Below are 22,296 nucleotides of genomic sequence, written 5' to 3'. Positions count from 1 at the left end.
CACGTCATGAGCGCAGGAACCGCCGCCGCGAGGGCCGAGACCCCCGCCGCCCGGCCCGCTCCGCCCGCCGACAGCGCGGCGGGGCCCGTCGTCGAGCTGTCCGGCATCGAGATCGGCTTCCCCGGCGTCAAGGCGCTCGACGGCGTGGGCCTGCGGCTCATGCCGGGCGAGGTGCACGCGCTCATGGGCGAGAACGGCGCCGGGAAGTCCACGCTGATCAAGGCGCTGACCGGCGTCTACGCCATCGACGCCGGATCGATCCGGGTCGACGGGCAGGAGCACCGGTTCTCCGGTCCGGCCGAGAGCCAGGCCGCGGGGATCAGCACGGTCTACCAGGAGGTCAACCTCTGCACGAACCTCACGGTCGCGGAGAACATGCTCCTCGGACGCGAGCCGCGCAGGTTCGGCCGCATCCACACCCGGGCCATGAACCGCCGCGCGGCGGAGGTGCTGGCGCGGCTCGGCCTCGACGTCGACCCGACCTCGACGCTGGGCAGCCACCCGATCGCCGTGCAGCAGCTCGTCGCCATCGCACGGGCGGTCGACGTCGACGCCAAAGTGCTCGTGCTCGACGAGCCGACGTCGAGCCTGGACGCCGACGAGGTCCGCGTGCTCTTCGACGTCGTGCGCTCCCTGCGCGACCAGGGGGTCGCGGTGCTCTTCGTGTCGCACTTCCTCGACCAGGTCTTCGAGCTCTCCGACCGGATGACGGTGCTGCGCAACGGTCGGTTCGTCGCCGAGCACCGGACGGCGGAGATCACTCAGCTCGAGCTCGTGCAGGAGATGATCGGCCGCGAGCTGGAGGTGCTCGAGCGGCTCGACCGCCAGCCCGCCGACCCCGCCGCCCCTGCTGCGGAGCCGGTGCTGAAGGTCGTCGGACTCGGCCGCTCCGGCGAGCTCGAGGCCACGGACCTCGCGCTGCACGAGGGGGAGGTCGTCGGCGTGGCCGGGTTGCTCGGCTCGGGGCGCACCGAGCTGGCGCGACTCCTGGTCGGCGCCGACGTCGCGGACCGCGGCGAGGTGCAGGTCCGCGGCCGGACGCGACCGTGGCGCTCCCCGCGCCAGGCCATCGACGCCGGCGTCGCGTTCTCCAGCGAGGATCGCCGGGCCGAGGGCGTGGTCGGCGACCTGACCGTCGCCGACAACATGATCCTCGCGCTGCAGGCGACGCGCGGCTGGCTGCGACCGGTGCCGCAGCGCACGAAGGACGAGCTCGTCCGCCGCTACATCGAGGCGCTCGACATCCGTCCGGCCGACCCGAACGCCCTCATGCGCAACCTCAGCGGCGGCAACCAGCAGAAGGTGCTGCTGGCCCGCTGGCTGATCACCGAGCCGCGGCTCCTGGTGCTCGACGAGCCCACTCGCGGCATCGACGTGGGCGCGAAGGCGCAGATCCAGCAGCTCGTCGCCGAGCTGGCCGCCGACGGCATGGCGGTCGTGTTCATCTCCGCGGAGCTCGAGGAGGTGCTGCGGCTGGCCGACCGCGTCGTCGTGATGCGCGACCGCCGCAAGGTCGCCGAGCAGGTCAACGACGGCCTCGAGGTCTCCGACGTGCTCCGCACCATCGCAGGCGCCGGCGAGTCCGCCGTGGCGCTCGAGGTCGTGCCCGACTCCGAGGAGGCTCCCCGTGCCTGACGTCCGCGCGCTCCTGCGCAGCTCCCTGGTGTGGCCCGTCGTGGCCCTGCTCGCCCTCGTGGTCCTCAACGTGGTCGTCAACCCCGGCTTCCTGTCGGTGCGGCTGCAGGACGGTCGGCTGTACGGCAGCGTCATCGACATCCTGCGCAACGGGGCGCCCGTCCTGCTCGTCGCGCTGGGCATGACCCTCGTGATCGCCACCCGCGGCATCGACCTCTCGGTGGGCGCGATCGCCGCCATCTCCGGTGCCGTGGCCTGCGTGCAGATCGCCGGCTCCAACCAGGAGTCCGCCGCCGGCACGGCGATCGTCGCGATGACGACGGCGCTCGCGGTCGCGGTGCTGCTCGGCCTCTGGAACGGCTTCCTCGTCTCCGTGCTGGGCATCCAGCCCATCATCGCGACGCTGGTGCTCATGACCGCCGGACGTGGTCTCGCGATGCTCGTCACCGACGGGCAGATCACCACCGTCACGAATCCGACGTTCAAGCTCGTCGGCGCCGGCTTCTTCCTGGCCGTGCCGGTGGCGGTGCTGGTGGCGCTGGTCGTCTTCGGCGCCACGGCGCTGCTGACCCGGCGCACCGCGCTCGGGATGCTCATCGAGGCCGTCGGCATCAACCCCGAGGCCAGCCGCCTGGCCGGGGTCCGCAGCCGCACGATCATCTGGACCGTCTACGTCTTCGCCGCGTTCTGCGCCGGGGTCGCCGGCCTGATGATCGCCTCGAACACCAGCGCGGCCGACGCCAACAACGCCGGTCTCTGGATCGAGCTCGACGCGATCCTGGCCGTCGTCATCGGCGGCACGTCGCTCGCCGGCGGACGGTTCTCGCTCGCCGGCACCTTCGTCGGGGCGCTGTTCATCCAGACCCTGGCCACGACCATCCCGAGCATCGGCATCCCGGCGGAGACGAACTACCTGTTCAAGGCCGTCGCCGTGATCGCGGTCTGCCTGCTCCAGTCCCCGCAGGTGCGCAGCGCCCTCGCGGCCCGCCGCACGACCCCCTCCCGCGCGAAGGCAGGTGCCCCCGCATGACCACCGCCACCGTCCCCGCCGGATCGGCGCTCGACCGGCTCAAGGGCTTCTCACCCCCCGACCGCTACCTGCCGGTCGTCGCGACCCTCGCCGTCTTCGTGGGCATGTTCGGCCTCGGATCGGCCCGCTACGAGGGCTTCGCGTCGCCGCAGGTCGTCGCCAACCTGTTCGTCGACAACGCGTTCCTCATCGTGCTGGCCGTCGGCATGACGTTCGTCATCCTGACCGGCGGCATCGACCTGAGCGTCGGCTCGGTGGTGGCGCTGTCGACGATGGTGGCCGCGTCGACGCTGCAGGCCGGCTGGAACCCGGGACTCGCCATCGCCGCGGTGCTGGCGACGGGTGTCGTCATCGGGCTGTTCCACGGGGTGGTGATCCACTACCTCGGCATCCAGCCGTTCATCGCGACGCTCGCCGGCATGTTCCTCGCCCGCGGGCTCTGCTACCTCATCGACGTCGAGTCGATCCCCATCCGCGACCCGTTCTTCACCGACCTCGCGAGCCGCACGGTGACCCTGCCCGGCGGGGTGTACGTGACCTGGACGGCGCTGCTCGCGCTCGGCGTCGTGGCCGTCGCCGCCTGGGTGCTGCACCTGACCCGCTTCGGGCGCACGGTCTACGCCGTCGGCGGCAGCGAGGCGTCGGCGCTGCTCATGGGGCTGCGCGTCGCACGGGTCAAGGTCGGGGTCTACGTCGTGAGCGGCTTCTGCTCGGCGCTCGCCGGTCTGCTGTTCTCGCTCTACATGCTCTCCGGGTACAGCCTGCACGCCGTCGGCATGGAGCTCGACGCCATCGCCGCGGTCGTCATCGGCGGGACGCTCCTCGTCGGCGGACGTGGGATGGTGCTGGGGTCGCTGCTCGGGGTGCTCGTGCTGGGGACCATCCAGACGTTCATCTCCTTCGACGGCACGCTGAGCTCGTGGTGGACCAAGATCTCGATCGGGGTCCTCCTGCTGGTGTTCGTCGTGATGCAGCGCTTCTTCACCAGGAGGCAGGCATGACCGTCCGACCCGACCAGTCCCGCACCCCCGTGATGGCCGACGTGGCCGCGCTCGCCGGGGTGTCGCACCAGACGGTCTCCCGCGTCGTCAACGGGCTCCCGCACGTCGGCGAGGCCACCCGCCAGCGGGTGCTCGCCGCGATCGAGGAGCTCGACTACCGGCCCAACACGGCGGCCCGCACGCTCGTCACCCGCCGCTCGTCGATCATCGGCATCATCAGCACCGAGACCGGCCTGTATGGGCCGAACAGCATCCACCGCACGGTCGAGGAGGCAGCCCGGGAGGCGGGCTACTTCGCCGGCTCGGTGGGGCTGAAGACGATCACCGCCGACGGCCTCGCCGCGGCAGTAGACCACCTGCGCCGCCAGTCCGTCGAGGGCATCGTCATGATCGCCGCGCAGCACGAGGCCCTCGACCTGGTCCATCGCTCGGACCCGGGCGTGCCGCTCGTCGTGGTCGAGGGCGACCTCTCGCGGGCGACGTTCGCCGTGGGCGTCGACCAGCACCGGGGCGCCGTGATCGCCACCCAGCACCTCATCGACCTCGGTCGTCGGCGCGTGGCGCACGTGAGCGGTCCGCACGGCTGGACCGAGGCCGAGGCCCGCGCCCAGGGGTGGAGCGACACCGTCGCGGCGGCCGGGCTGCGGCCCGGGCCGCTGCTCGAGGGCGACTGGACCGCCGAGCGGGGCTACGCGCTCGGTCTCGAGCTCGCCGTGCTGCGCGACGTCGACGCCGTCTTCGTCGCCAACGACCAGATGGCGATCGGCGTGCTGCGTGCGCTGCAGGAGTCGGGTCTGTCGGTGCCGGACGACGTGAGCGTCGTCGGCTTCGACGACTCGCCGGAGGCGGGCTACCTGATCCCGCCGCTCACCACCGTGCACCAGGACTTCCCCGAGGTCGGCCGTCGCGCGATCGCCGTGCTCCACGCGGCCATCGTCGGCGGGACCGAGGACGTCGACCGGCTGGTGGAGCCCACCCTCGTGGTGCGCGCCAGCACCACCCCGCGCGACGCGCGCGACCGGCCCGCCGGGGGAGCACGATGACCGAGCACCAGCACGACCACGAGGACGCCTACGTCGTCGGCGTCGACTACGGCACCCTGTCCGGCCGTGCCCTGGTGGTGCGCGTCTCCGACGGTGCCGAGCTGGGATCGGCCGTGCACCCCTACCGGCACGCGGTGCTCGAGCGGTCCCTGCCGGCGAGCCTGACCGGTGGTGTCGACGTCGCGCTCGAGCCCGACTGGGCGCTGCAGGTGCCGCACGACTACCGCGAGGTGCTCCAGGTCGCCGTCCCGGCTGCTGTCCAGGCGGCGGGGGTCGACCCGAGCCGCGTCGTCGGCATCGCCACCGACTTCACCGCCTGCACGATGGTGCCCACGCTCCGCGACGGGACGCCGCTGAACGAGGTCGCCGGGTACGCCGACCGACCGCACGCGTACGTCAAGCTCTGGAAGCACCACGCCGCGCAGTCGCAGGCCGATCGCATCAACGCGCTCGCCGCGGAGCGGGGAGAGCCGTGGCTCGGCCGCTACGGCGGACTGCTGTCGTCGGAGTGGGAGCTGGCCAAGGGCCTGCAGCTGCTCGAGGAGGACCCCGGCGTCTACGCGCGCACCGAGCGCTGGGTCGAGGCCGCCGACTGGATCGTCTGGGAGCTGTGCGGCACGTACGTGCGCAACGCGTGCTCGGCGGGCTACAAGGGCGTCCTCCAGGACGGCGCCTACCCGTCCGCCGACTTCCTCGCGGCGCTCAACCCCGCGTTCGCCGACTACGTCGAGACCAAGGTCGAGCAGCCGATCGGCCAGCTCGGCGACCGCGCCGGCTCCCTGTCGGCGCGCGCCGCCGCGTGGACGGGGCTTCCCGAGGGCATCGCCGTGGCCGTCGGCAACGTCGACGCCCACGTGAGCGCCCCGGCGGCCCAGGCCGTCGACCACGGCCAGATGGTGGCCATCATGGGCACCTCCACGTGCCACGTGATGAGCGCCGGCGTGCTCCGCGAGGTGCCCGGGATGTGCGGGGTCGTCGACGGCGGCATCGTCGCCGGGAGCTGGGGCTACGAGGCCGGCCAGAGCGGCGTCGGCGACATCTTCGGCTGGTTCGTCGACCACGGCGTGCCGCCGTACGTCCACGCCGAGGCGGCCGCGCTCGGCCGCAGCGTCCACGAGCACCTCACCGCCCTCGCCGCGCAGCAGGAGGTCGGCGAGCACGGGCTCGTCGCGCTCGACTGGCACAGCGGCAACCGTTCCGTCCTGGTCGACCACGAGCTCTCGGGTCTCGTCGTCGGCCAGACGCTCGCGACCCGGCCGGAGGACGTGTACCGCGCCCTCATCGAGGCCACGGCCTTCGGCACCCGCACCATCATCGAGGCCTTCACCTCCTCCGGCGTCCCCGTCGAGGAGCTCGTGGTGGCCGGCGGGCTGTCGAAGAACCACCTGCTCATGCAGGTCTACGCCGACGTGACGCGCCTGCCGCTGTCCGTCGTCGGGTCCGAGCAGGGCCCAGCCCTGGGCTCTGCTCTCCATGCCGCCGTCGCGGCCGGCGCGTACGCGGACATACGCGCCGCCGCGAAGGCCATGGGGTCCGTGCAGCGCGGTGTGTTCGTCCCGGACGAGGAGTCGGCGCTCGCGTACGACGCCCTGTTCGCCGAGTACACCGCGCTGCACGACCACTTCGGCCGGGGCGGCAACGACGTGATGCACCGGCTGCGTGCCGGGCGACGCGACGCCGTGCGGCGTCGACGGACCAGGAAGGACGCCTCATGACCGTGACCGCCGACGTCACCGAGACGCTGCGGACGCTGCGCGCGCAGGTGAGCGCGCTGCACGCGGAGCTGACCCGCTACGAGCTCGTCGTGTGGACCGCCGGCAACGTGTCGGCTCGGGTGCCCGGCCACGACCTCATGGTGATCAAGCCGAGCGGGGTCTCCTACGACGACCTCACGCCCGAGAACATGGTGCTCTGCGACCTCGACGGCGAGGTCAAGGAGGGCGACCTGGCGCCGAGCTCCGACACCGCCGCGCAGGCCTACGTCTACCGTCACCTCCCGCACGTCGGCGGCGTCGTGCACACGCACTCGACGTACGCGACCGCATGGGCGTCGCGCGCCGAGCCCATCCCCTGCGTGCTGACGATGATGGCCGACGAGTTCGGCGGCGAGATCCCGGTCGGGCCGTTCGCGCTGATCGGCGACGACTCGATCGGCCGCGGCATCGTCGAGACGCTGCGCGGCAGTCGCTCCCCGGCCGTCCTCATGCAGAACCACGGCGTCTTCACCATCGGCAAGGACGCCCGCGCCGCGGTCAAGGCCGCGGTGATGTGCGAGGACGTCGCCCGCACGGTGCACGTGGCCCGCCAGCTCGGCGAGCCCGTGCCGATCCCCGAGCAGCAGGTGACGAGCCTGTTCGACCGCTACCAGAACGTCTACGGCCAATGAGCCCCGAGGGAGAGCACCGCATGAGCACCCAGCAGCAGACGCGCGAGGTCTGGTTCCTGACCGGCAGCCAGGCCCTGTACGGGGAGGAGACGCTCGCGCAGGTGGCGACGCAGTCGCGCGAGGTCGCGGCCATGGTCGACGGCGACGACCGGATCCCGGTGCCCGTCGTCTGGAAGCCGGTGCTCACCACGGCCGACGCGATCCGGCGGGTCGTGCTCGAGGCGAACGCCGACGACGCGTGCGTGGGGCTGGTCGGGTGGATGCACACCTTCTCCCCGGCGAAGATGTGGATCCAGGGGCTCGACGCGCTGCAGAAGCCGTTCCTGCACCTGCACACCCAGTGGCACCGCGACATCCCGTGGGAGTCCATCGACATGGACTTCATGAACCTCAACCAGGCGGCGCACGGCGACCGCGAGTTCGGCTTCGTGCAGACCCGCCTGGGCGTGGCGCGCAAGACGGTCGCGGGCCACGTGAGCGACCCGTCCGTCGGCGCGCGGATCGCGACCTGGGTGCGGGCGGCCACGGCGGCGCAGGACCTGCGCACGCTGCGGCTCGCGCGCTTCGGCGACAACATGCGCGACGTCGCCGTCACCGAGGGCGACAAGGTCGAGGCGCAGCGCCGCTTCGGCGTCTCGGTCAACACCTTCGGCGTCAACGACCTCGTGCGCGTGGTGGAGGCCGTGGAGCCCGGTGCCGTCGACAAGGTCGTCGCCGAGTACGAGGACCAGTTCGACGTCGCGGACGACCTGCACGCCGGCGCCGAGCGGCACTTCCTGCTGCGCGACGCCGCGCAGATCGAGGTCGGGCTGCGGCGCTTCCTGGAGGAAGGGGACTACGGCGCGTTCACCACGAACTTCGAGGACCTCGGCGGCCTCCGTCAGCTCCCCGGCATCGCTGTGCAGCGCCTCATGGCCGACGGCTACGGCTTCGGCGGCGAGGGCGACTGGAAGACGTCGGTGCTCGTGCGCACCACCAAGACGATGACCGCGGGACTCCCGGGCGGCACGTCGTTCATGGAGGACTACACGTACCACCTGGAGCCCGGCAACCAGAAGTCGCTGGGCGCGCACATGCTCGAGGTGTGCCCGACGATCAGCTCGCAGCGACCGTCGGCCGAGGCCCACCCGCTCAGCATGGGCCACCGGGAGGACCCGGTGCGGCTGCGCTTCGTCGCCGACCCCGGCGAGGCGGTCGTGGTGGGACTGGCCGACCTGGGCGACCGGTTCCGGCTCACCGCGAACGACGTGACGCTGGTCGAGCCCGACGCGCCCCTCCCGAACCTCCCCGTCGCATGCGCGGTCTGGCAGGCGCACCCCTCGCTCCCGACCGCCGCGGAGGCCTGGCTCATGTCGGGCGGACCGCACCACACCGTCCTCACCACCGCCGTCGGCATCGAGGCCTTCCGGGACCTCGCCGAGATCCTGCGCACCGAGCTCGTCCACATCGACGCCGACACCACCCCCCACCGCTTCCTGCAGGAGCTGCGCTGGAACGCGGCGTACTACCGGCTGGCCGACGGGATCTGAGGCGTTCCTGCCGGGGTCGGGGTGTTGGTGGTGCGCTGCCTGCGGTGGTCTCGCCCTGCTGCTGCGCTGCCTCGGCTCCCGCCGGGTCTGGTCTCCGAAAGGGCCTCGACCGGCAGCAGGCCCGGCGGCGGCTTCGGGTCTCGGGGTCTGGTCTGGGTCTGCGGGTGACGCACGATTCTTCGTTTCTGCGTTCTCGGGCCAAGGTTCTGCGTTGGTGCGTCCCATCGGTGGATCCGCAACCTTCTGAGCGCTCTACAGGTGGCAGATCCACCGACGAGGGGGCCAGACGTGTGAAGGATTCTTCCTTCTCGTGGACCGTTCCACGAGAAGGAAGAATCGTTCGTCTCCCCAACGCAAAGGTCACCCAAGATTCTGCTTTCACGCGAGTTAGGTCGAACGCTTCTGCGTTCACGACGGGATCCCGTAGCAAACGCAGCATCCTTCGCCCTTGCGCACACGAACGCAGCATCTTGCGTCCACCCACAGCGCGAGCCGCAGCCCGAGACCCGAAGCCGGCCCCCGCCCAGCCGCCCGGTCGAGGCCCTTTCGGAGACCACCCCCAGCGCCAGCCGAGGCAACGCACCAGCACGACGAGACCCCCGCAGACAGCGCACCAGCAACCCCAGACCCCCTGCGGCAGCGCACCAGCAAGGTCGAGACCGCGCAGGTAGCGCAGCAGCAGGACGAGACCCCCGACGGCAGCGCACCAGCAAGGCCGGACCGACGCACGCGCACCAGCAGCGACCCCCACCCGTCTGGGACGATCAGGGCGTGAGCAGCGGGGCGGGGCAGGGAGACGAGGTGGCGGCGATGCGTCACGCCCTCGTCCTGGCCGAGCGGGCTCTCGCGTCCGACGACGTGCCGGTCGGTGCGGTCGTGCTCGACCCTGCGGGGACGGTCGTGGGGGAGGGGTTCAACACGCGGGAGCGCCACCAGGACCCGCTCGGCCACGCCGAGCTGGTGGCGCTGCGCGCGGCGGCGACGCAGCTCGGCACGTGGCGGCTGGACGGTTGCACCCTGGTCGTCACGCTCGAGCCGTGCACGATGTGCGCGGGCGCGATCGTGTCGGCGCGGGTTCGCCGGCTCGTGCTGGGGGCGTGGGACGACAAAGCCGGAGCGGTCGGCTCGTTGTGGGACGTCGTGCGCGACCGTCGCCTCAACCACCGCCCCGAGGTGACGTCGGGCGTGCTCGCCACCGAGTCGTCGGACCTCCTGCGCGCCTTCTTCGCCGACCGACGCTGAGCGCCCGTCGAGCGTCCGCGCCGCCGCGGAATAAGTTGAAAGTTGAACTAGTTGGTGGGAGCATGAGGACCAGGAGGCTTCCATGAGCAGCATGCAGTTCGGCATCTTCACCGTCGGCGACGTCACCCAGGACCCCACCGACGGCACGACGCCCACCGAGAACGCGCGCATCAAGGCGCTCGTCGAGATCGCGAAGAAGACCGAGGAGGTCGGTCTCGACGTCTTCGCGAGCGGCCAGCAGCACAACCCGCCCTTCGTGACGACGTCGCCGACGACCCTCATGGCCTACATGGCCGCGCAGACCGAGCGCATCGTGTTCTCGACGGCCATCGCGCAGATCACCACGAACGACCCGGTCAAGCTGGCCGAGGACTACGCCGTGCTGCAGCACCTCTCCGACGGCCGCGTCGACCTCATGCTCGGGCGTGGCAACTCCGCCCCCGTCTACTCCTGGTTCGGCCAGGACCCGACCCGCGCCGTCGAGCTGACGGTCGAGAACTACCAGCTCCTGCGGCGCCTGTGGGACGAGGACGTCGTCGACTGGGAGGGCCGCTTCCGCACGCCGCTGCGCGGGTTCACCGCGACGCCGCGTCCCCTCGACGGCGTGCCGCCCATGGTCTGGCACGCGTCGATCCGCACGCCGGAGGTCGCCGAGCTGGCCGCGTACTTCGGCGACGGCTACTTCGCGAACAACATCTTCTGGCCCAAGGAGCACTACATCCGGCTGATCAACTTCTACCGGCAGCGCTACGCCCACTACGGGCACGGCGAGCCGGAGCAGGCGATCGTCGGCCTCGGTGGCCAGGTGTTCATGCGCAAGAACAGCCAGGACGCGATGCGGGAGTTCCGCCCCTACTTCGACAACGCGCCGGTCTACGGCCACGGGCCGAGCCTGGAGGACTTCACCGCGCAGACGCCGCTCACGGTCGGCAGCCCGCAGGAGTTCATCGAGAAGACGCTGACGTTCGCCGACTACTTCGGCGACTACCAGCGTCAGCTGTTCCTCGTCGACCACGCCGGCCTGCCGCAGAAGGAGGTGCTGCACCAGATCGACATGATCGGCGAGGTGCTGCCCACGCTGCGCAAGGAGTTCGAGGCGCGCCGTCCTGCCGGCGTCCCCGACGCACCCACGCACGCCTCGCGCGTGGCCGCCCGCGACGCTGCGCAGGCCGAGAGCACCGACGAGGAGGTGCGCGCATGACGCGGGTCGTCATCGTCTCCGCCGGCCTCGGCAACCCCTCGACCACGCGCCTGCTCGCCGACCAGCTCGCCGCCGGCGTGCGACGCGCCGAGGCCACCGCGTCGATCGAGGTCGTCGAGCTGCGACCCCTCGCGCACGACGTCGTCGACGCCACGCTCAGCGGCTTCGCGTCGCCCCGGTTGCAGCACGTGGTCGACCAGCTCGGCGCGGCCGACGCGGTCGGGTTCGTGACCCCCGTCTTCCAGGCGTCCTACAGCGGACTCTTCAAGTCCTTCGTCGACGTGCTCGAGCCCGACGCGCTCGTCGGCAAGCCGGTGCTGCTCGGCGCCACCGGCGGCACTGCCCGGCACTCGCTGGCCGTCGAGTACGCGATGCGTCCGCTCATGGCCTACCTGCAGGCCGTGCCCGTGCCCACCGGCGTGTTCGCGTCGCCCCACGACTGGAGCGCCGAGGGGGAGGGCGCGCTGACGTCGCGCGTCGACCGCGCCGTCGGCGAGCTGATGAGCCTGCTGCGCGGCGCCGGCACGGGCCGCTCGCGCGACGACGACATCGACCTGTTCAGCGACACCATGCTGAGCATCTCCGACCCGCAGCGCCGCGGCTAGCCTCTCTGCCGCCCACGGCCCGGCACCCCCGCCGGGACCCTGGTCGCCGCGGCCGGCCCGGCGTACCGTCGAGGCATGTGCCGGAACATCCGCAGGCTCCACAACTTCGAGCCGCCCACCACCGACGACGAGGTGCGTGAGGCCGCGCTGCAGTTCGTGCGCAAGACGAGCGGCTCCACCCGACCCTCGCGCGCCAACGCCGCGGCGTTCGAGCGAGCGGTCGACGAGATCGCCGCGGCCACCCGCCGCATGCTCGACGACCTCGTCACCAGCGCCCCGCCGCGCGACCGGGACGTCGAGGCGGTGAAGGGCCGGGAGCGGCACGAGAAACGCATGGAGCGCGAGGTGCGCCTGCGCACCGGCGCCGCGTCCTAGGAGTCCGCTAGCTGTGGTGGCGACCGGACCCGGAGCAATCCAGGCCAGTCCCCCAGCCGCCCAAACCTGCAGGTCAGCAACCCTGCAACCCACGGGCGCACGGGACTCGCTTGGATCTCTGCGATGAGCTTGCCGGTGTATGTGTGCCTGGTCATAGGCTGAGCCAGTCGGGCAGTCCGTGGTCGTGGAGGCGGGCCGCGACCTTCGCCACGGTTCTGCCGCCGACGAGGATCTTCCGCAGGTCGTCGATGAGGTCGGCCAAGTACTTGATGGCGGCGCGTGGCGATCGGCATGGGCGAGACTTGTCCGGGGCTCGGTCGGGGATGTGGGGCCGCATGCGTCTGGTTGAACTGACTTTCCGGCGTGCAGAGCGCCCGCCGAACGAGTTGCGCCATCGGGCGGGCTGGGGAGGGGTGGGATCGGTGGTCATCGCGGGTCCTTCCGAGTAACTCAAGGGGTCCGGGCCGGCGTGGCCGGGTCGCGACCCTTGTGGCACTGATAGAAGGTCGCTGGAGTAGGCGGTTTGTGACAGACGCATCTGAAAAACTGGGCAAGATCAGCCCCCGCCGCCGCAGCCCGGGCCGGCGAGCTTCAGTCGGGGCGGTTCAGCCGGCGCCGGCCACCACAAACGCCGCCGCCGACCCAACGGTCAGGATGGTCAGTAGCACGAACGAGATCACGGCGGCACCGGCGCCCTCGACGAGCCAGGTCACCGCGATCACGTTCCAGGTCGCGTGCAGCAGCATCAGCGCCCATGCGCGCCCGAACGCCACGGAGCAGCCGCAACCACCAGTTCCTCGAGGGGGCCTCGCGCCACGCCAGAGACGAAGCGGGGGACGTCGAGTGCTGCGTCACGAGGACTAGGCTCAACCACCAACAACGCCACTAGGGCCAAGCCCAGGAAGTGGACCAGCATCGGGATGGAGAACGACAGCAGGTCCACGCCAGACCGCCGGTGGGCAGGTCGACCTAGCAGCCACTCCCTCACCGCTGGTCCCCCGCCGGCCCGGCCCGCAGCGAGCGCGGCGATCAACAACCCGACGATGTTGAGAGAGGGACAGTCTTGACCCGCGCCAGGTCCACTCCGGCGACGAAGGCTCTGGCGTCGACCACAACGAGCCAGCCGCTACGGCCCCGTAGACGAGCATGTAGCTCAGCGCGACTGCTCCGAGCGCGGAGAACAGCGTTCCCCGCGCTCGGAGCGAATCAGCCGTGACCAGGCCGCACCTACTGGGAGAGGACCTGGACCTCGCCGACAGCGATGTCGGCGCCGCCAGCACTCAGCTTGACCGGAACCTGTCCGGTCAGATCGAGCCCGGCCCCATCGACCATCCAGTAGCTCCTGACGTAGTCCGTAGGGGCCCGCGGTCGCGGTTTCGGTGATCGGGCCGAGGATAGTCCGCTGGCGGCTGGTCGACCACAGCCGCACGGGGACGCCGATGTAGTCGTCGAGCGTCTTCCTAGCCCCTCCGTCGCACGCCCCTCATGGTGGCCATGGTCGCGCCTCTCGATGATCAGGGGCGGTAGTCGCGACGCCCTTGCGTGTACCACTTGACGTCCTCGCGGGTGGTCGTTGTTCCGTTGGCGCCGGGCAAGAGGCGCCCGATGACGTCGAGAACCCAGAGCACGAAGCGTCCCACGAGCCGGAAAACCTTCATCCGTTCCTCCACCAGCATCGTTGGGGGATGACCTTATCTCGGTGGTGGCGGTTCGCCCATCCGCACTCCACGCGAGACTGGCGACGCGAGTAAGTTTGCACGACGCCGGGTCCATCACCGTGAACCTCGAACGTTCCCACTCTCGCATACGCATAGGCGAACCCGGCAGACGCGAGCGAGGTGTTGCGAGTACTGGTGACCTTGCCACTGCTCTTCCATTGAGCGTGTCCCGATTTGCCGTTGAAGTAGACCACGTCCTCAGCAGCGTTGCTCGATGAAGGAACGGCGACGAGTAGTGCAGCGGCCGCGACAGTAGCCATGACCAATCGATGAAGCATCACTTCGCCGACGCCATCGACTCGTGCTTAGGTACCTCCAGGACCGGATCGCCGTGACCGGCGACGGCCCGAGTCGGTGCTCTGAGCTCGAACGCGGGCGTCGATGACAGCGACGTATCGACGAGGAGGTTGTCACCAACAACCTTGAGCGGCGCGGCGTGGAGATCGTAAGGCGCGGGCACCAGGGTGGCTCGGAGCTCGTCGGAGGCGTCCTTGACTTCAAGGGTCAACTTGCCCTGCCAGATCGCGGTGGCGGATGCACAACTCATCCCGGCGAACTCTCCCTCGCCTGGCAACAGGGTGATCAGACAGCCCTCGCCGGCGCCGTTAACCGCCACCCAGGTCTTGACGTCGTTCACGGCGCCGAGGAAACGGCTCGTGTGGAGTTCGAGATCGGGCATGCTCTGCTCCCCGTGGGCTAGGAAGTCCGGCAGCTCGTCTGTTTTCACCTGGGCCTCGCCTAGCGCTGGGACAGCTGCGACGAGCGCTTCGGATGGTTCGGCGCTGTTGGAAGCTGTAGCGCCCTGAACGGCTCCGTAGGCGACCGCGCCGGCTGCGGCGAGTGCGCAGAGGCCGACCGTAGTAGCGAGTCGAGACTTCATGATCACTTCTTTCTTAGTTGGCAGCATCACGAGGAGGGGACGCCGACGTAGCAGCGAAGTGGGGTCCGATTCTTTGAGCTCTGTCCCGGTACGGACCACATGCACTTGAACGTCCCGGTCACGTACTTGAACGACGCGTAGGTCGGTGCAATGCCTTGGGTCTGTCCGTTGCCTGGAATCGAGAGGTAGCCATAGACGCACACGTCGCCCAAGCATCCGGTGTTCTTCACGGTCGCCTGCGCTCGGGTGAACTTGCCGTTGCTCGTCATGTTCTTGGACTTCCAGACGTTCTCTGGGTCGCCTGCGTTCGGGCCCTTGTAGAAGGAGACCCATGCGGTACCAGCGTGAGCCAGCTGCGGCATGAGCAGAGCAGTCAGAAGCAGCAGTGAGATGATTCCTGCCGAGCGGGCGGACCGTGAACTCATATCCAGACCTTCGTCGTATGTGGTCGAGCGGTCTTAGTCTTGGCCGTGGCAGCTCTCCGCAGCGACGGCTCACCGCAAACTTCGGTAGCCGCGTGCGTGTTCTGAGTAAGTCCCGTCCGCCGCTGCCCTGGCCGTCTATGCCTCTCCATCTGGCATCACGCCCCATCACACGGAACGGGGTGGGGTTCGCTCCCTCCCTCCCTCCCTCCCTCCCTCCCTCCCTCGTTCGCCCTCGGCGTCGTGGCTCGCGAAGCGGTGCATCAGCTAGCCGGAGGTCGAGGAAGGTAGGTGCTCCTCGAACCACTGCAGCGCGAGGTCGCGGGCCACGAGCGTCCCGAACGACAGCGTCCCCAGGCCTCGGCCGAGCGTGTGCTCCTGCCCGGGCAGCTCGACGTAGCGCGTCGTGATGCCGGCCTGGCGCGAGGCCTCGGCGAACCGACGAACCGGGTCGGGGAGGATCAGGTGGTCCGCGCCGCCCTGGACGACCAGGACCGGGGCACCGTCGCACGCGCCGGCCACGGTCCGGCACTGCCGCAGCGGCTCCTCGACGTGCTCGGCCGAGTCGGTGAACGCGTACCGTTCGGGGAGCTCGCGCGGCGACCCTCCGACGTACAGGTCGCCGTACCCGCGTCCCAGCGCCGACTCGTCGTAGGCGGCCGACCCGTCGACCGCCGGGTACAGCCCGACCACCGCGGACACGCGCGGCAGGTCGTCGCGCGACCCGCACGACGGGTCGAGGCTGCGTCCCAGGTTCGCCGCGTTGATCGCGAGCTGGCCGCCGGCCGAGTCGCCCATGGTCCCCACGCGGTCGGGATCCAGCCCGACGGCCGGGCCCCGACGGGTGACCCACGTCAGGGCGCAGCCGACGTCGGCCACGGCGAGGTCCCACGTCTGCCGGTCGCGGGTCGCCAGCCGGTAGCTGACGTCGAGGACGGCGTAGCCACGGTCGAGCAGCGTCGGGAAGTAGGGGGTGGGGCGCGGAGCGCCGCTCGTGAAGCCGCCGCCGTGCACGTTCACGACCACGGGCACGCGACGGTCGGCCGAGGCGCCCCGCGGCAGGTAGAGGTCGGCCGACAGTGCGTCGCCGTCGACCCGGCCGACGGTCACGGTCCGGTCGGGCTGCACCACGCCCCGCTGGAACGGCAGGGTGGGCGCGAAGACGCCGACGTCGGCGCCGACCCGCTGGGCGTCGACCACCTGGTACGTCCACAGGCCCAGCGACGAGACGAGGGCGAGCGCCGTGACGACGGGGAGTGGGCGCCACGGGTCGAGCCCGCGACGTCGGGCACCGACGAGGGCGATGACGAGCAGTGCGGCTGCGAGCACCACGTTCCACACGCCGAGCGCGTCGCGCCACACGCCGACGGCGATGACCACGTACTGCGCCGCGTGGTGCTGGAGCACGGGCTCCCACCAGGCGGGGCGGGTCCAGGCGACCACCTGGCCGAGCACGGTGACGAGCACGAGCGCCACGAGCAGGGTGCGACCGAGCCCTCGCAGGGCTGCGCCTCCCGCCCGATCCGCTGCCACGTCGTCCCTCTCCTCGTCCGTCCCCCGGCGGCGACCGTACCCGCGACCGGCCCGGGTCGCGAGCCGGGCCCCGGGCCCTACCGTGGAGGGATGGTCGCCTCTCCGTACCGGCTCGTCCCCGCCCGCGCGGAACGTCGGCTGGGCGAACGCTTCTTCGGCCGGTTCCGTCGGGTCGGGCTGCGTGGCGTGCTCGCGGACCTCGACCGTCGGGCGACGTCGACGCAGGTGCCGGGGGAGGCCGCGGCCGAGGGGTTCACGTGGGAGGAGCGCGACGCGACCACCGACCGGTGGTGGCCGCAGGGCGTGACCACGTCGGCCGACGCGTACGGACCCGACCCGCAGTCGGGCACCTACGAGGGCCGCTCGGTCGTGCTCGCCAGCTGGTACGCCCACGGGGCGCTCGGCTGGCTGCTGCTCGGGTCGCGCGTGTCCGTCGTCGACCTGACGGAGCCCGCGGAACCCCGCTACCGGCACGTGCTGCTGGTGGAGCCGCGTCGGTGGCTCGGGCTGCACCGGCTGCGCCCCGTGCGCGTCCACGCGGGCGGCATCGTCTGGTACGGCGACCACCTGTTCGTGGCGGGGAGCTCGCGGGGCATCCGCGTCTTCCGCGTCGACGACGTCGTGCGCGTGCGGAGCCGCTGGCGCACCCGCGGCTACCGCTACGTCCTGCCGCAGCTGACGACCTACGACGCGTCGACCAGCGGTGACGCGCGACCGATGACCTACTCCTTCCTCTCGCTCGACCGTGTGGGCGACGTCGACCACCTGGTGGCGGGCGAGTACGGCCGCAAGGGCGCCAGCCACCGACTCCTGCGCTACGCGCTGGACCGCGACACCCAGCTGCTGCGGGGCGTCGAGGCGGGGCCGGCCGAGCCGGTCGAGGCGCACGACGGCGTCGCCCCGCGGATGCAGGGGGCCGTGCTCGTCGACGGCACGTGGGTGATCACCGCGAGTGCCGGCGAGGACGTCGCGGGCGACCTCTGGGTCGGTCGTCCCGGTGCGCTCCACCGGCACCGTGGTGTGCTGCCGACGGGTCCGGAGGACATCACCTGGTGGCCGCAGCGTGGCCAGCTGTGGACGCTCACCGAGTGGCCCGGCCGCCGCTGGGTGTACGGCATCGACGTCGACCGGTGGGTGCGCTCCGCGCCGCACTCTTGAGGAAGATCGGCGCCGACGTCGGTCAGAGGCCGAGCAGGGTCCGGGACTCCTCGCGCATCTCGACCTTGCGGACCTTGCCCGTGACCGTCATCGGGAACTCGTCGACGACGTGCACGTACCGGGGCACCTTGTAGTGGGCCAGCCGCCCACTGCAGAACTCGCGCACCGCCTCGACCGTCAGCGCTCCGACGCCGTCGCGCAGCCGGAGCCAGGCCATGAGCTCCTCGCCGTACCGCTCGTCGGGCACGCCGACGACCTGGGCGTCGAGCACGTCGGGGTGGGTGAGCAGGAACTCCTCGACCTCGCGCGGGTAGATGTTCTCGCCACCGCGGATGACGACGTCCTTGATGCGTCCCGTGACGCTGACGTACCCGTCGTCGTCCATGACGGCGAGGTCGCCGGTGTGCATCCACGCGTCGGCGTCGATCGCCTCGGCGGTCTTCTGCGGCTCCTCCCAGTAGCCGAGCATCACCGAGTACCCGCGCGTGCACAGCTCGCCGGCCGTGCCGCGGGGGACGACGTCGCCGGTGAGCGGGTCGACGACCTTGACCTCCAGGTTGGGGTGCACGCGTCCGACGGTGCTCACGCGGCGCTCGACCGAGTCGTCGGTGCGGGTCTGGGTCGACACGGGCGACGTCTCGGTCATGCCGTAGCAGATCGACACCTCCTCGGCGCCCATCCGGTCGATGACCTGCTTCATCACCTCCACCGGGCACGGGGAGCCGGCCATGATCCCGGTGCGCAGGGAGGTCAGGTCGTGCGCGTCGAACGACGGGTCGGCCAGCATCGCGATGAACATCGTGGGCACGCCGTACAGCGACGTGCACCGCTCCTGGGCCGTGGCGCGCAACGTGGCGGCAGGGTCGAACATGGGCGCGGGGACGACCATCGTCGCGCCGTGCGAGGTGGCTGCGAGGTTGCCCATGACCATGCCGAAGCAGTGGTAGAAGGGCACGGGGATCGCGATCCGGTCGTCGGCCGTGTAGTGCAGGAGCTCGCCCACGGCGAAGCCGTTGTTGAGGATGTTGCGGTGCGAGAGCGTGGCGCCCTTGGGGAAGCCGGTGGTGCCCGACGTGTACTGGATGTTGATCGGGTCGTGGGCGTCGAGCGTCGCCTCGATCGCGCCGACGTCGAGGTCGCTCGCGCGGCCGGCGTCGGTCGTGGCTTCCCAGGAGGGGGTTCCGACCAACACCACGTCCGTGAGGTGCGGGTGGTCGGGGCGGACCTGCTCGATCATGTCGGCGAACGAGGCGCCCTTGAGCTCGGGCACGGCCACGATCGCGCGCATGCCCGACTGGCCGACGACGTAGCCGAGCTCGTGGGCGCGGTACGCGGGGTTGACGTTGACCAGCACGACGCCGAGGCGCGCCGTCGCGTACTGGACGAGCGTCCACTCCGCGCAGTTCGGTGCCCAGATGCCGACGCGGTCGCCCTTCCGCAGCCCCAGCGACGCGAGCCCGCGCGCCACCGCGGTGACGTCGTCCCACAGCTGCCGGTAGGTCCAGCGCCGTCCGGTGGCGCACTCGACGAGCGCCTCGCCGTCGGGCACGCTCGCGACCGTGGCGGCGAGGTCGGCACCGATGGTGGTCTCGAGCAGCGGGACGTCGGTGCTGCCGGTCGCGTGGCTGGGTCGCGCTGTCATCGGTCCCTCCGAGGCGGTGTGTGCTGGGTCACGTCGAGTCTGCCACGCGGCGACGACGTGCCCCCGGCCGCCGTCAGGAGGTGGCGTCGAGCACCCGCAGCACGTTGCGTCCGGTGAGGTGGGACAGGTCGGCGGCCGACCAGCCCCGGCGGGCCAGCTCGTCGAGCAGCGCCGCGTGGCCGGTCACGTCGTCCATGCCCACCGGGAAGTGCTCGAAGCCGTCGTAGTCGCCGCCGAGCCCGACGTGCTCGACCCCGACCACCTCGCGCGCGTGGTCGACGTGGTCGGCGACGTGCTCCACGGTGACGACCGGCTTGTCCCCGGCCGTGGCGGGGTCGGCCTCGTGCCGCGCGAACCAGGCCGCGAACTCGGCGCTGACGAACGCCGGCACGTAGGTGACCATCACGACCCCTCCGTTGCCGGGGAGCCGCTCGAGCACGTCGTCGGGGACGTTCCGGGGGTGGTCGGTGACCGCGCGGCAGGAGGAGTGGCTGAAGATCACCGGTGCGCTGCTGACGTCGAGCGCGTCGTGCATGGTCGTCGCCGCCACGTGCGAGAGGTCGACGAGCATGCCGACGGTGTTCATCTCGCGCACGACGTCGCGTCCGAACGCGGTGAGGCCGCCGTGCTGCGGCTCGTCGGTGGCGGAGTCGGCCCACGGGGTGTTCTCGTTGTGGGTGAGGGTCATGTAGCGCACGCCGAGTCGGGCGAGCTGGCGCAGGACGGCGAGGGAGCCGTCGATGCTGTGACCGCCCTCGGCGCCCAGCAGCGACGCGAGCCGGCCCGACGCCCAGGCGGCGCGGACGTCGTCGCCCGTCCAGCACAGCGCCGTGCGCTCCGGGTAGCGGGCGCCCAGGCGGTGCACCCAGTCGACCTGCTCGAGCGTGTAGGTGACGGCGTCGGCCCCGCGTCGCTCGCACGGCGCGTAGACCGACCAGAACTGTCCGCCGACGCCGGCGGCACGCAGCCGGGCGAGGTCGGTGTGGAACGTCGGCTCGACGCCGTCGGCCGCGCGGTCGGCGTCGAGCCCGTCGACGGAGTATCCGGCGGCCTCCCGCGCCTCCCACGCCAGGTCGTCGTGACCGTCGACGAGCGGCGCGACGCGCACGGCCTCCTGCGCGGCGGGTTCGGTGAGCAGGGAGCCGAGGGTCGCGTCCATGGCTCCACGGTAGGACGCCGGGTGTCAGCCGCCCGGGCAGGTGTGGGTGCCGCCGCTGTGCACCGCGCACCCGCCGTTCGGTCGTGCGGGCGTCGGCTCGGGTGCGGCGCGGTCGTGCCAGTCGCGTGCGGCGTCCGGTCCCACGGCCACGACGGGCACGAGCGCCAGCGCCACCGCGAGCCCGAGCCCGACGGAGGCCAGGGCCCGACGTTGCACGAGCGCCAGGCACAGGCCCATGAAGGGCAGCACCGTGGTGAGCGCCATGGCGGCGGTGGCGCCCACGAGCACCTTCGTCTCCTCGGTCGGCGTGAGCTCGTCGAGGCTGAACCCGGTGGCGGCCGTCCAGAGGTAGGCGAGGAGCCCGGCGACCCACGACACCCACGCGATCGCGATGCCTCGGGAGGTGGAGTGGCCTGCCGTCGTCCGGTGCTGCGTCACGGGTCACCTCGGGCTCGGGGTCGACGCGACTGTCCCGCGGCGTCGGCAGCCGTGTCAAGGGCCGCGGCCGGTGGCAGGGTGGGTCGTATGCACCCGTTGCACGAGCTGACCCTGGCCGACCTGCGTCGCCGCACGAGCGTCAAGTGGACGCTCCACGCGCCCGACGTGCTCCCCGCGTTCGTCGCCGAGATGGACGTCCCGCTCGCGGAGCCCGTCGCGCGGGCGCTGTCCGAGGCCGTCGCGATCGGCGACACCGGCTACCCGAAGGCCGGGACGTACGCGCAGGCGCTGGCGTCGTTCGCCGCGGACCGCTGGGGCTGGCGGTTCGACCCGGCCGGCACGCTCGACGTCGCCGACGTGATGGTCGGGCTCGAGGAGGTGCTGCGGCTGCACGACGCCCCGGACGCGCCCGTCATCCTGAACCCGCCCGTCTATCCGCCGTTCTACGACGCGGTCGCGCACGTCGGGCGCTCGCGCGTCGAGGTGCCGCTGGGTGCCGACGGACGGCTCGACCTGGAAGGGCTGGCCACCGCGTTCGCCCGCCACCCGGGTGCCGCCTACCTGCTGTGCAGCCCGCACAACCCCACCGCGGTCGTGCACACCCGCGAGGAGCTGTCGACCGTCGCCCGGCTGGCCGCCGAGCACGGCGTGCGGGTGGTCGTCGACGAGATCCACGCGCCGCTCGCGCCGGTGTCGGGCGAGGCCGACGCGTTCGTGCCGTACCTGTCGGTCGAGGGGACCGACGACGCCTACGCCGTGCTGTCGGCGTCGAAGGCGTTCAACCTGGCGGGCCTGAAGGCTGCCGTCGTCGTCGGCGGGGTGGCCACCGCTGCTGAGCGCTCGGCGGTCCTCGAGATCGTCAGCCACGGTCCGAGCCACCTCGGAACGCTGGCGCACACGACCGCGTTGCGCGAGGGTCGCGACTGGCTCGACGCACTGCGCGCCGACCTGCACGCGAACCGTGAGCTGCTCGAGGCGCTCGTGGACGAGCACCTGCCCGCAGCCCGCCTGGTCGCCGGGCCCGGCACCTACACCGCGTGGCTCGACCTGCGCGCGTACGACGTCGGCGACGACCCCGCGGCGACCCTGCTCGAGCGCGGCCGCGTCGCCCTGGCCCCGGGGCCGACCTTCGCCGGCTCCTCCCGCGTCGGCGACGGCCGGGCTCGCCTGACCTACGCCACCCCGCCCGACGTGCTGCGCGAGATCGTCACCCGCGTCGCCTCCGCCCTCCCCTGACCCCACCCGCCGCGCCCCCACCAGTCCTGCCCCCCGCGTTTCGTGGAGTTGGTGACGGTTTCG

19 protein-coding genes are annotated in these 22,296 nt (G+C 71.6%); 13 read left to right on the top strand and 6 right to left on the bottom strand.

Features of this window, described 5'->3' with window-relative positions:
- Nucleotides 1-6: 6 nt before the first annotated feature.
- The 11 genes from AC3WRM_RS10625 (at nt 7) to AC3WRM_RS10575 (ending at nt 12,047) form a co-directional block, all read left to right on the top strand.
- Nucleotides 7-1,635, top strand: a complete 1,629-nt coding sequence (locus AC3WRM_RS10625) for a sugar ABC transporter ATP-binding protein (protein WP_492249157.1) — start codon at nt 7-9, stop codon at nt 1,633-1,635.
- Complete coding sequence (locus tag AC3WRM_RS10620) at nt 1,628-2,665, top strand: ABC transporter permease (protein WP_492249158.1); 1,038 nt, start codon at nt 1,628-1,630, stop codon at nt 2,663-2,665. Before AC3WRM_RS10625 ends, AC3WRM_RS10620 begins: the two co-directional genes overlap by 8 nt.
- Nucleotides 2,662-3,666 (top strand): galactofuranose ABC transporter, permease protein YjfF, encoded by a 1,005-nt coding sequence (gene yjfF / locus AC3WRM_RS10615; protein ID WP_492249159.1) that lies wholly within the window; start codon nt 2,662-2,664, stop codon nt 3,664-3,666. The genes AC3WRM_RS10620 and yjfF overlap by 4 nt, the downstream gene beginning before the upstream one ends.
- Nucleotides 3,663-4,709: a LacI family DNA-binding transcriptional regulator gene (locus tag AC3WRM_RS10610; RefSeq protein WP_492249160.1), complete on the top strand. Its 1,047-nt coding sequence runs from the start codon at nt 3,663-3,665 to the stop codon at nt 4,707-4,709. The genes yjfF and AC3WRM_RS10610 overlap by 4 nt, the downstream gene beginning before the upstream one ends.
- On the top strand, nt 4,706-6,424 hold the full coding sequence (gene araB, locus AC3WRM_RS10605) for a ribulokinase (protein WP_492249161.1): 1,719 nt from the start codon (nt 4,706-4,708) through the stop codon (nt 6,422-6,424). Before AC3WRM_RS10610 ends, araB begins: the two co-directional genes overlap by 4 nt.
- A complete protein-coding gene (locus tag AC3WRM_RS10600; protein ID WP_067860448.1) occupies nt 6,421-7,095 on the top strand; it encodes an L-ribulose-5-phosphate 4-epimerase in 675 nt (224 codons plus the stop codon). Before araB ends, AC3WRM_RS10600 begins: the two co-directional genes overlap by 4 nt.
- Nucleotides 7,096-7,115: 20 nt before the next feature.
- Nucleotides 7,116-8,624 carry an L-arabinose isomerase gene (gene araA / locus AC3WRM_RS10595; RefSeq protein WP_492249162.1) on the top strand — a complete coding sequence of 503 codons (1,509 nt, stop codon included), beginning with the start codon at nt 7,116-7,118 and terminating at the stop codon, nt 8,622-8,624.
- An 810-nt stretch (nt 8,625-9,434) separates the two neighbouring features.
- Nucleotides 9,435-9,866 (top strand): tRNA adenosine(34) deaminase TadA, encoded by a 432-nt coding sequence (gene tadA / locus AC3WRM_RS10590; protein WP_492249200.1) that lies wholly within the window; start codon nt 9,435-9,437, stop codon nt 9,864-9,866.
- A gap of 91 nt (nt 9,867-9,957) precedes the next feature.
- Nucleotides 9,958-11,067: an LLM class flavin-dependent oxidoreductase gene (locus AC3WRM_RS10585; RefSeq protein ID WP_492249201.1), complete on the top strand. Its 1,110-nt coding sequence runs from the start codon at nt 9,958-9,960 to the stop codon at nt 11,065-11,067.
- Nucleotides 11,064-11,672 (top strand): CE1759 family FMN reductase, encoded by a 609-nt coding sequence (locus AC3WRM_RS10580; protein ID WP_492249163.1) that lies wholly within the window; start codon nt 11,064-11,066, stop codon nt 11,670-11,672. Before AC3WRM_RS10585 ends, AC3WRM_RS10580 begins: the two co-directional genes overlap by 4 nt.
- 75 nt (nt 11,673-11,747) lie before the next feature.
- Complete coding sequence (locus AC3WRM_RS10575) at nt 11,748-12,047, top strand: DUF2277 domain-containing protein (RefSeq protein ID WP_492249164.1); 300 nt, start codon at nt 11,748-11,750, stop codon at nt 12,045-12,047.
- A gap of 605 nt (nt 12,048-12,652) precedes the next feature.
- Here the strand turns inward: AC3WRM_RS10575 and AC3WRM_RS10570 are convergent.
- The 3 genes from AC3WRM_RS10570 to AC3WRM_RS10560 form a co-directional block, all read right to left on the bottom strand.
- Complete coding sequence (locus AC3WRM_RS10570; RefSeq protein ID WP_492249165.1) at nt 12,653-12,820, bottom strand: hypothetical protein; 168 nt, start codon at nt 12,818-12,820, stop codon at nt 12,653-12,655.
- Between the two features lie 1,222 nt (nt 12,821-14,042).
- Nucleotides 14,043-14,672: a hypothetical protein gene (locus AC3WRM_RS10565; protein ID WP_492249166.1), complete on the bottom strand. Its 630-nt coding sequence runs from the start codon at nt 14,670-14,672 to the stop codon at nt 14,043-14,045.
- A gap of 662 nt (nt 14,673-15,334) precedes the next feature.
- The gene (locus AC3WRM_RS10560) at nt 15,335-16,600 is read right to left on the bottom strand and encodes an alpha/beta hydrolase (RefSeq protein ID WP_492249167.1); all 1,266 of its coding nucleotides are present in this window, start codon (nt 16,598-16,600) and stop codon (nt 15,335-15,337) included.
- 90 nt (nt 16,601-16,690) lie between these two features.
- Here AC3WRM_RS10560 and AC3WRM_RS10555 point away from each other — a divergent pair, with 90 nt between their 5' ends.
- The gene (locus tag AC3WRM_RS10555; RefSeq protein ID WP_492249168.1) at nt 16,691-17,758 is read left to right on the top strand and encodes a hypothetical protein; all 1,068 of its coding nucleotides are present in this window, start codon (nt 16,691-16,693) and stop codon (nt 17,756-17,758) included.
- Nucleotides 17,759-17,780: 22 nt separating this feature from the next.
- Here AC3WRM_RS10555 and AC3WRM_RS10550 read toward each other — a convergent pair whose 3' ends face one another.
- From AC3WRM_RS10550 to AC3WRM_RS10540, 3 genes are all read right to left on the bottom strand, one after another.
- Nucleotides 17,781-19,400, bottom strand: a complete 1,620-nt coding sequence (locus AC3WRM_RS10550; RefSeq protein ID WP_492249169.1) for an AMP-binding protein — start codon at nt 19,398-19,400, stop codon at nt 17,781-17,783.
- Nucleotides 19,401-19,473: 73 nt separating this feature from the next.
- Complete coding sequence (locus tag AC3WRM_RS10545; protein WP_492249170.1) at nt 19,474-20,559, bottom strand: dipeptidase; 1,086 nt, start codon at nt 20,557-20,559, stop codon at nt 19,474-19,476.
- 24 nt (nt 20,560-20,583) lie between these two features.
- Complete coding sequence (locus tag AC3WRM_RS10540) at nt 20,584-20,997, bottom strand: hypothetical protein (RefSeq protein ID WP_492249171.1); 414 nt, start codon at nt 20,995-20,997, stop codon at nt 20,584-20,586.
- A gap of 87 nt (nt 20,998-21,084) precedes the next feature.
- On the opposite strand from AC3WRM_RS10540, the gene AC3WRM_RS10535 reads away from it, so the two are divergent.
- On the top strand, nt 21,085-22,233 hold the full coding sequence (locus tag AC3WRM_RS10535) for a MalY/PatB family protein (RefSeq protein ID WP_492249172.1): 1,149 nt from the start codon (nt 21,085-21,087) through the stop codon (nt 22,231-22,233).
- Nucleotides 22,234-22,296 lie beyond the last annotated feature (63 nt).

Source organism: Aeromicrobium sp. EU05-FHT14F07 (genome assembly GCF_058790455.1).
This window is presented reverse-complemented; position numbering and strand designations above follow the sequence as displayed.

Coding starts and splice junctions, on each gene's coding strand:
- AC3WRM_RS10625 (WP_492249157.1), top strand. CDS start 7: ATGAGCGCAGGAACCGCCGCCGCGAGGGCCGAGACCCCCGCCGCCCGG.
- yjfF (WP_492249159.1), top strand. CDS start 2,662: ATGACCACCGCCACCGTCCCCGCCGGATCGGCGCTCGACCGGCTCAAG.
- AC3WRM_RS10610 (WP_492249160.1), top strand. CDS start 3,663: ATGACCGTCCGACCCGACCAGTCCCGCACCCCCGTGATGGCCGACGTG.
- araB (WP_492249161.1), top strand. CDS start 4,706: ATGACCGAGCACCAGCACGACCACGAGGACGCCTACGTCGTCGGCGTC.
- AC3WRM_RS10600 (WP_067860448.1), top strand. CDS start 6,421: ATGACCGTGACCGCCGACGTCACCGAGACGCTGCGGACGCTGCGCGCG.
- araA (WP_492249162.1), top strand. CDS start 7,116: ATGAGCACCCAGCAGCAGACGCGCGAGGTCTGGTTCCTGACCGGCAGC.
- tadA (WP_492249200.1), top strand. CDS start 9,435: ATGCGTCACGCCCTCGTCCTGGCCGAGCGGGCTCTCGCGTCCGACGAC.
- AC3WRM_RS10585 (WP_492249201.1), top strand. CDS start 9,958: ATGCAGTTCGGCATCTTCACCGTCGGCGACGTCACCCAGGACCCCACC.
- AC3WRM_RS10580 (WP_492249163.1), top strand. CDS start 11,064: ATGACGCGGGTCGTCATCGTCTCCGCCGGCCTCGGCAACCCCTCGACC.
- AC3WRM_RS10575 (WP_492249164.1), top strand. CDS start 11,748: ATGTGCCGGAACATCCGCAGGCTCCACAACTTCGAGCCGCCCACCACC.
- AC3WRM_RS10565 (WP_492249166.1), bottom strand. CDS start 14,672: ATGCTGCCAACTAAGAAAGAAGTGATCATGAAGTCTCGACTCGCTACT.
- AC3WRM_RS10555 (WP_492249168.1), top strand. CDS start 16,691: ATGGTCGCCTCTCCGTACCGGCTCGTCCCCGCCCGCGCGGAACGTCGG.
- AC3WRM_RS10550 (WP_492249169.1), bottom strand. CDS start 19,400: ATGACAGCGCGACCCAGCCACGCGACCGGCAGCACCGACGTCCCGCTG.
- AC3WRM_RS10545 (WP_492249170.1), bottom strand. CDS start 20,559: ATGGACGCGACCCTCGGCTCCCTGCTCACCGAACCCGCCGCGCAGGAG.
- AC3WRM_RS10535 (WP_492249172.1), top strand. CDS start 21,085: ATGCACCCGTTGCACGAGCTGACCCTGGCCGACCTGCGTCGCCGCACG.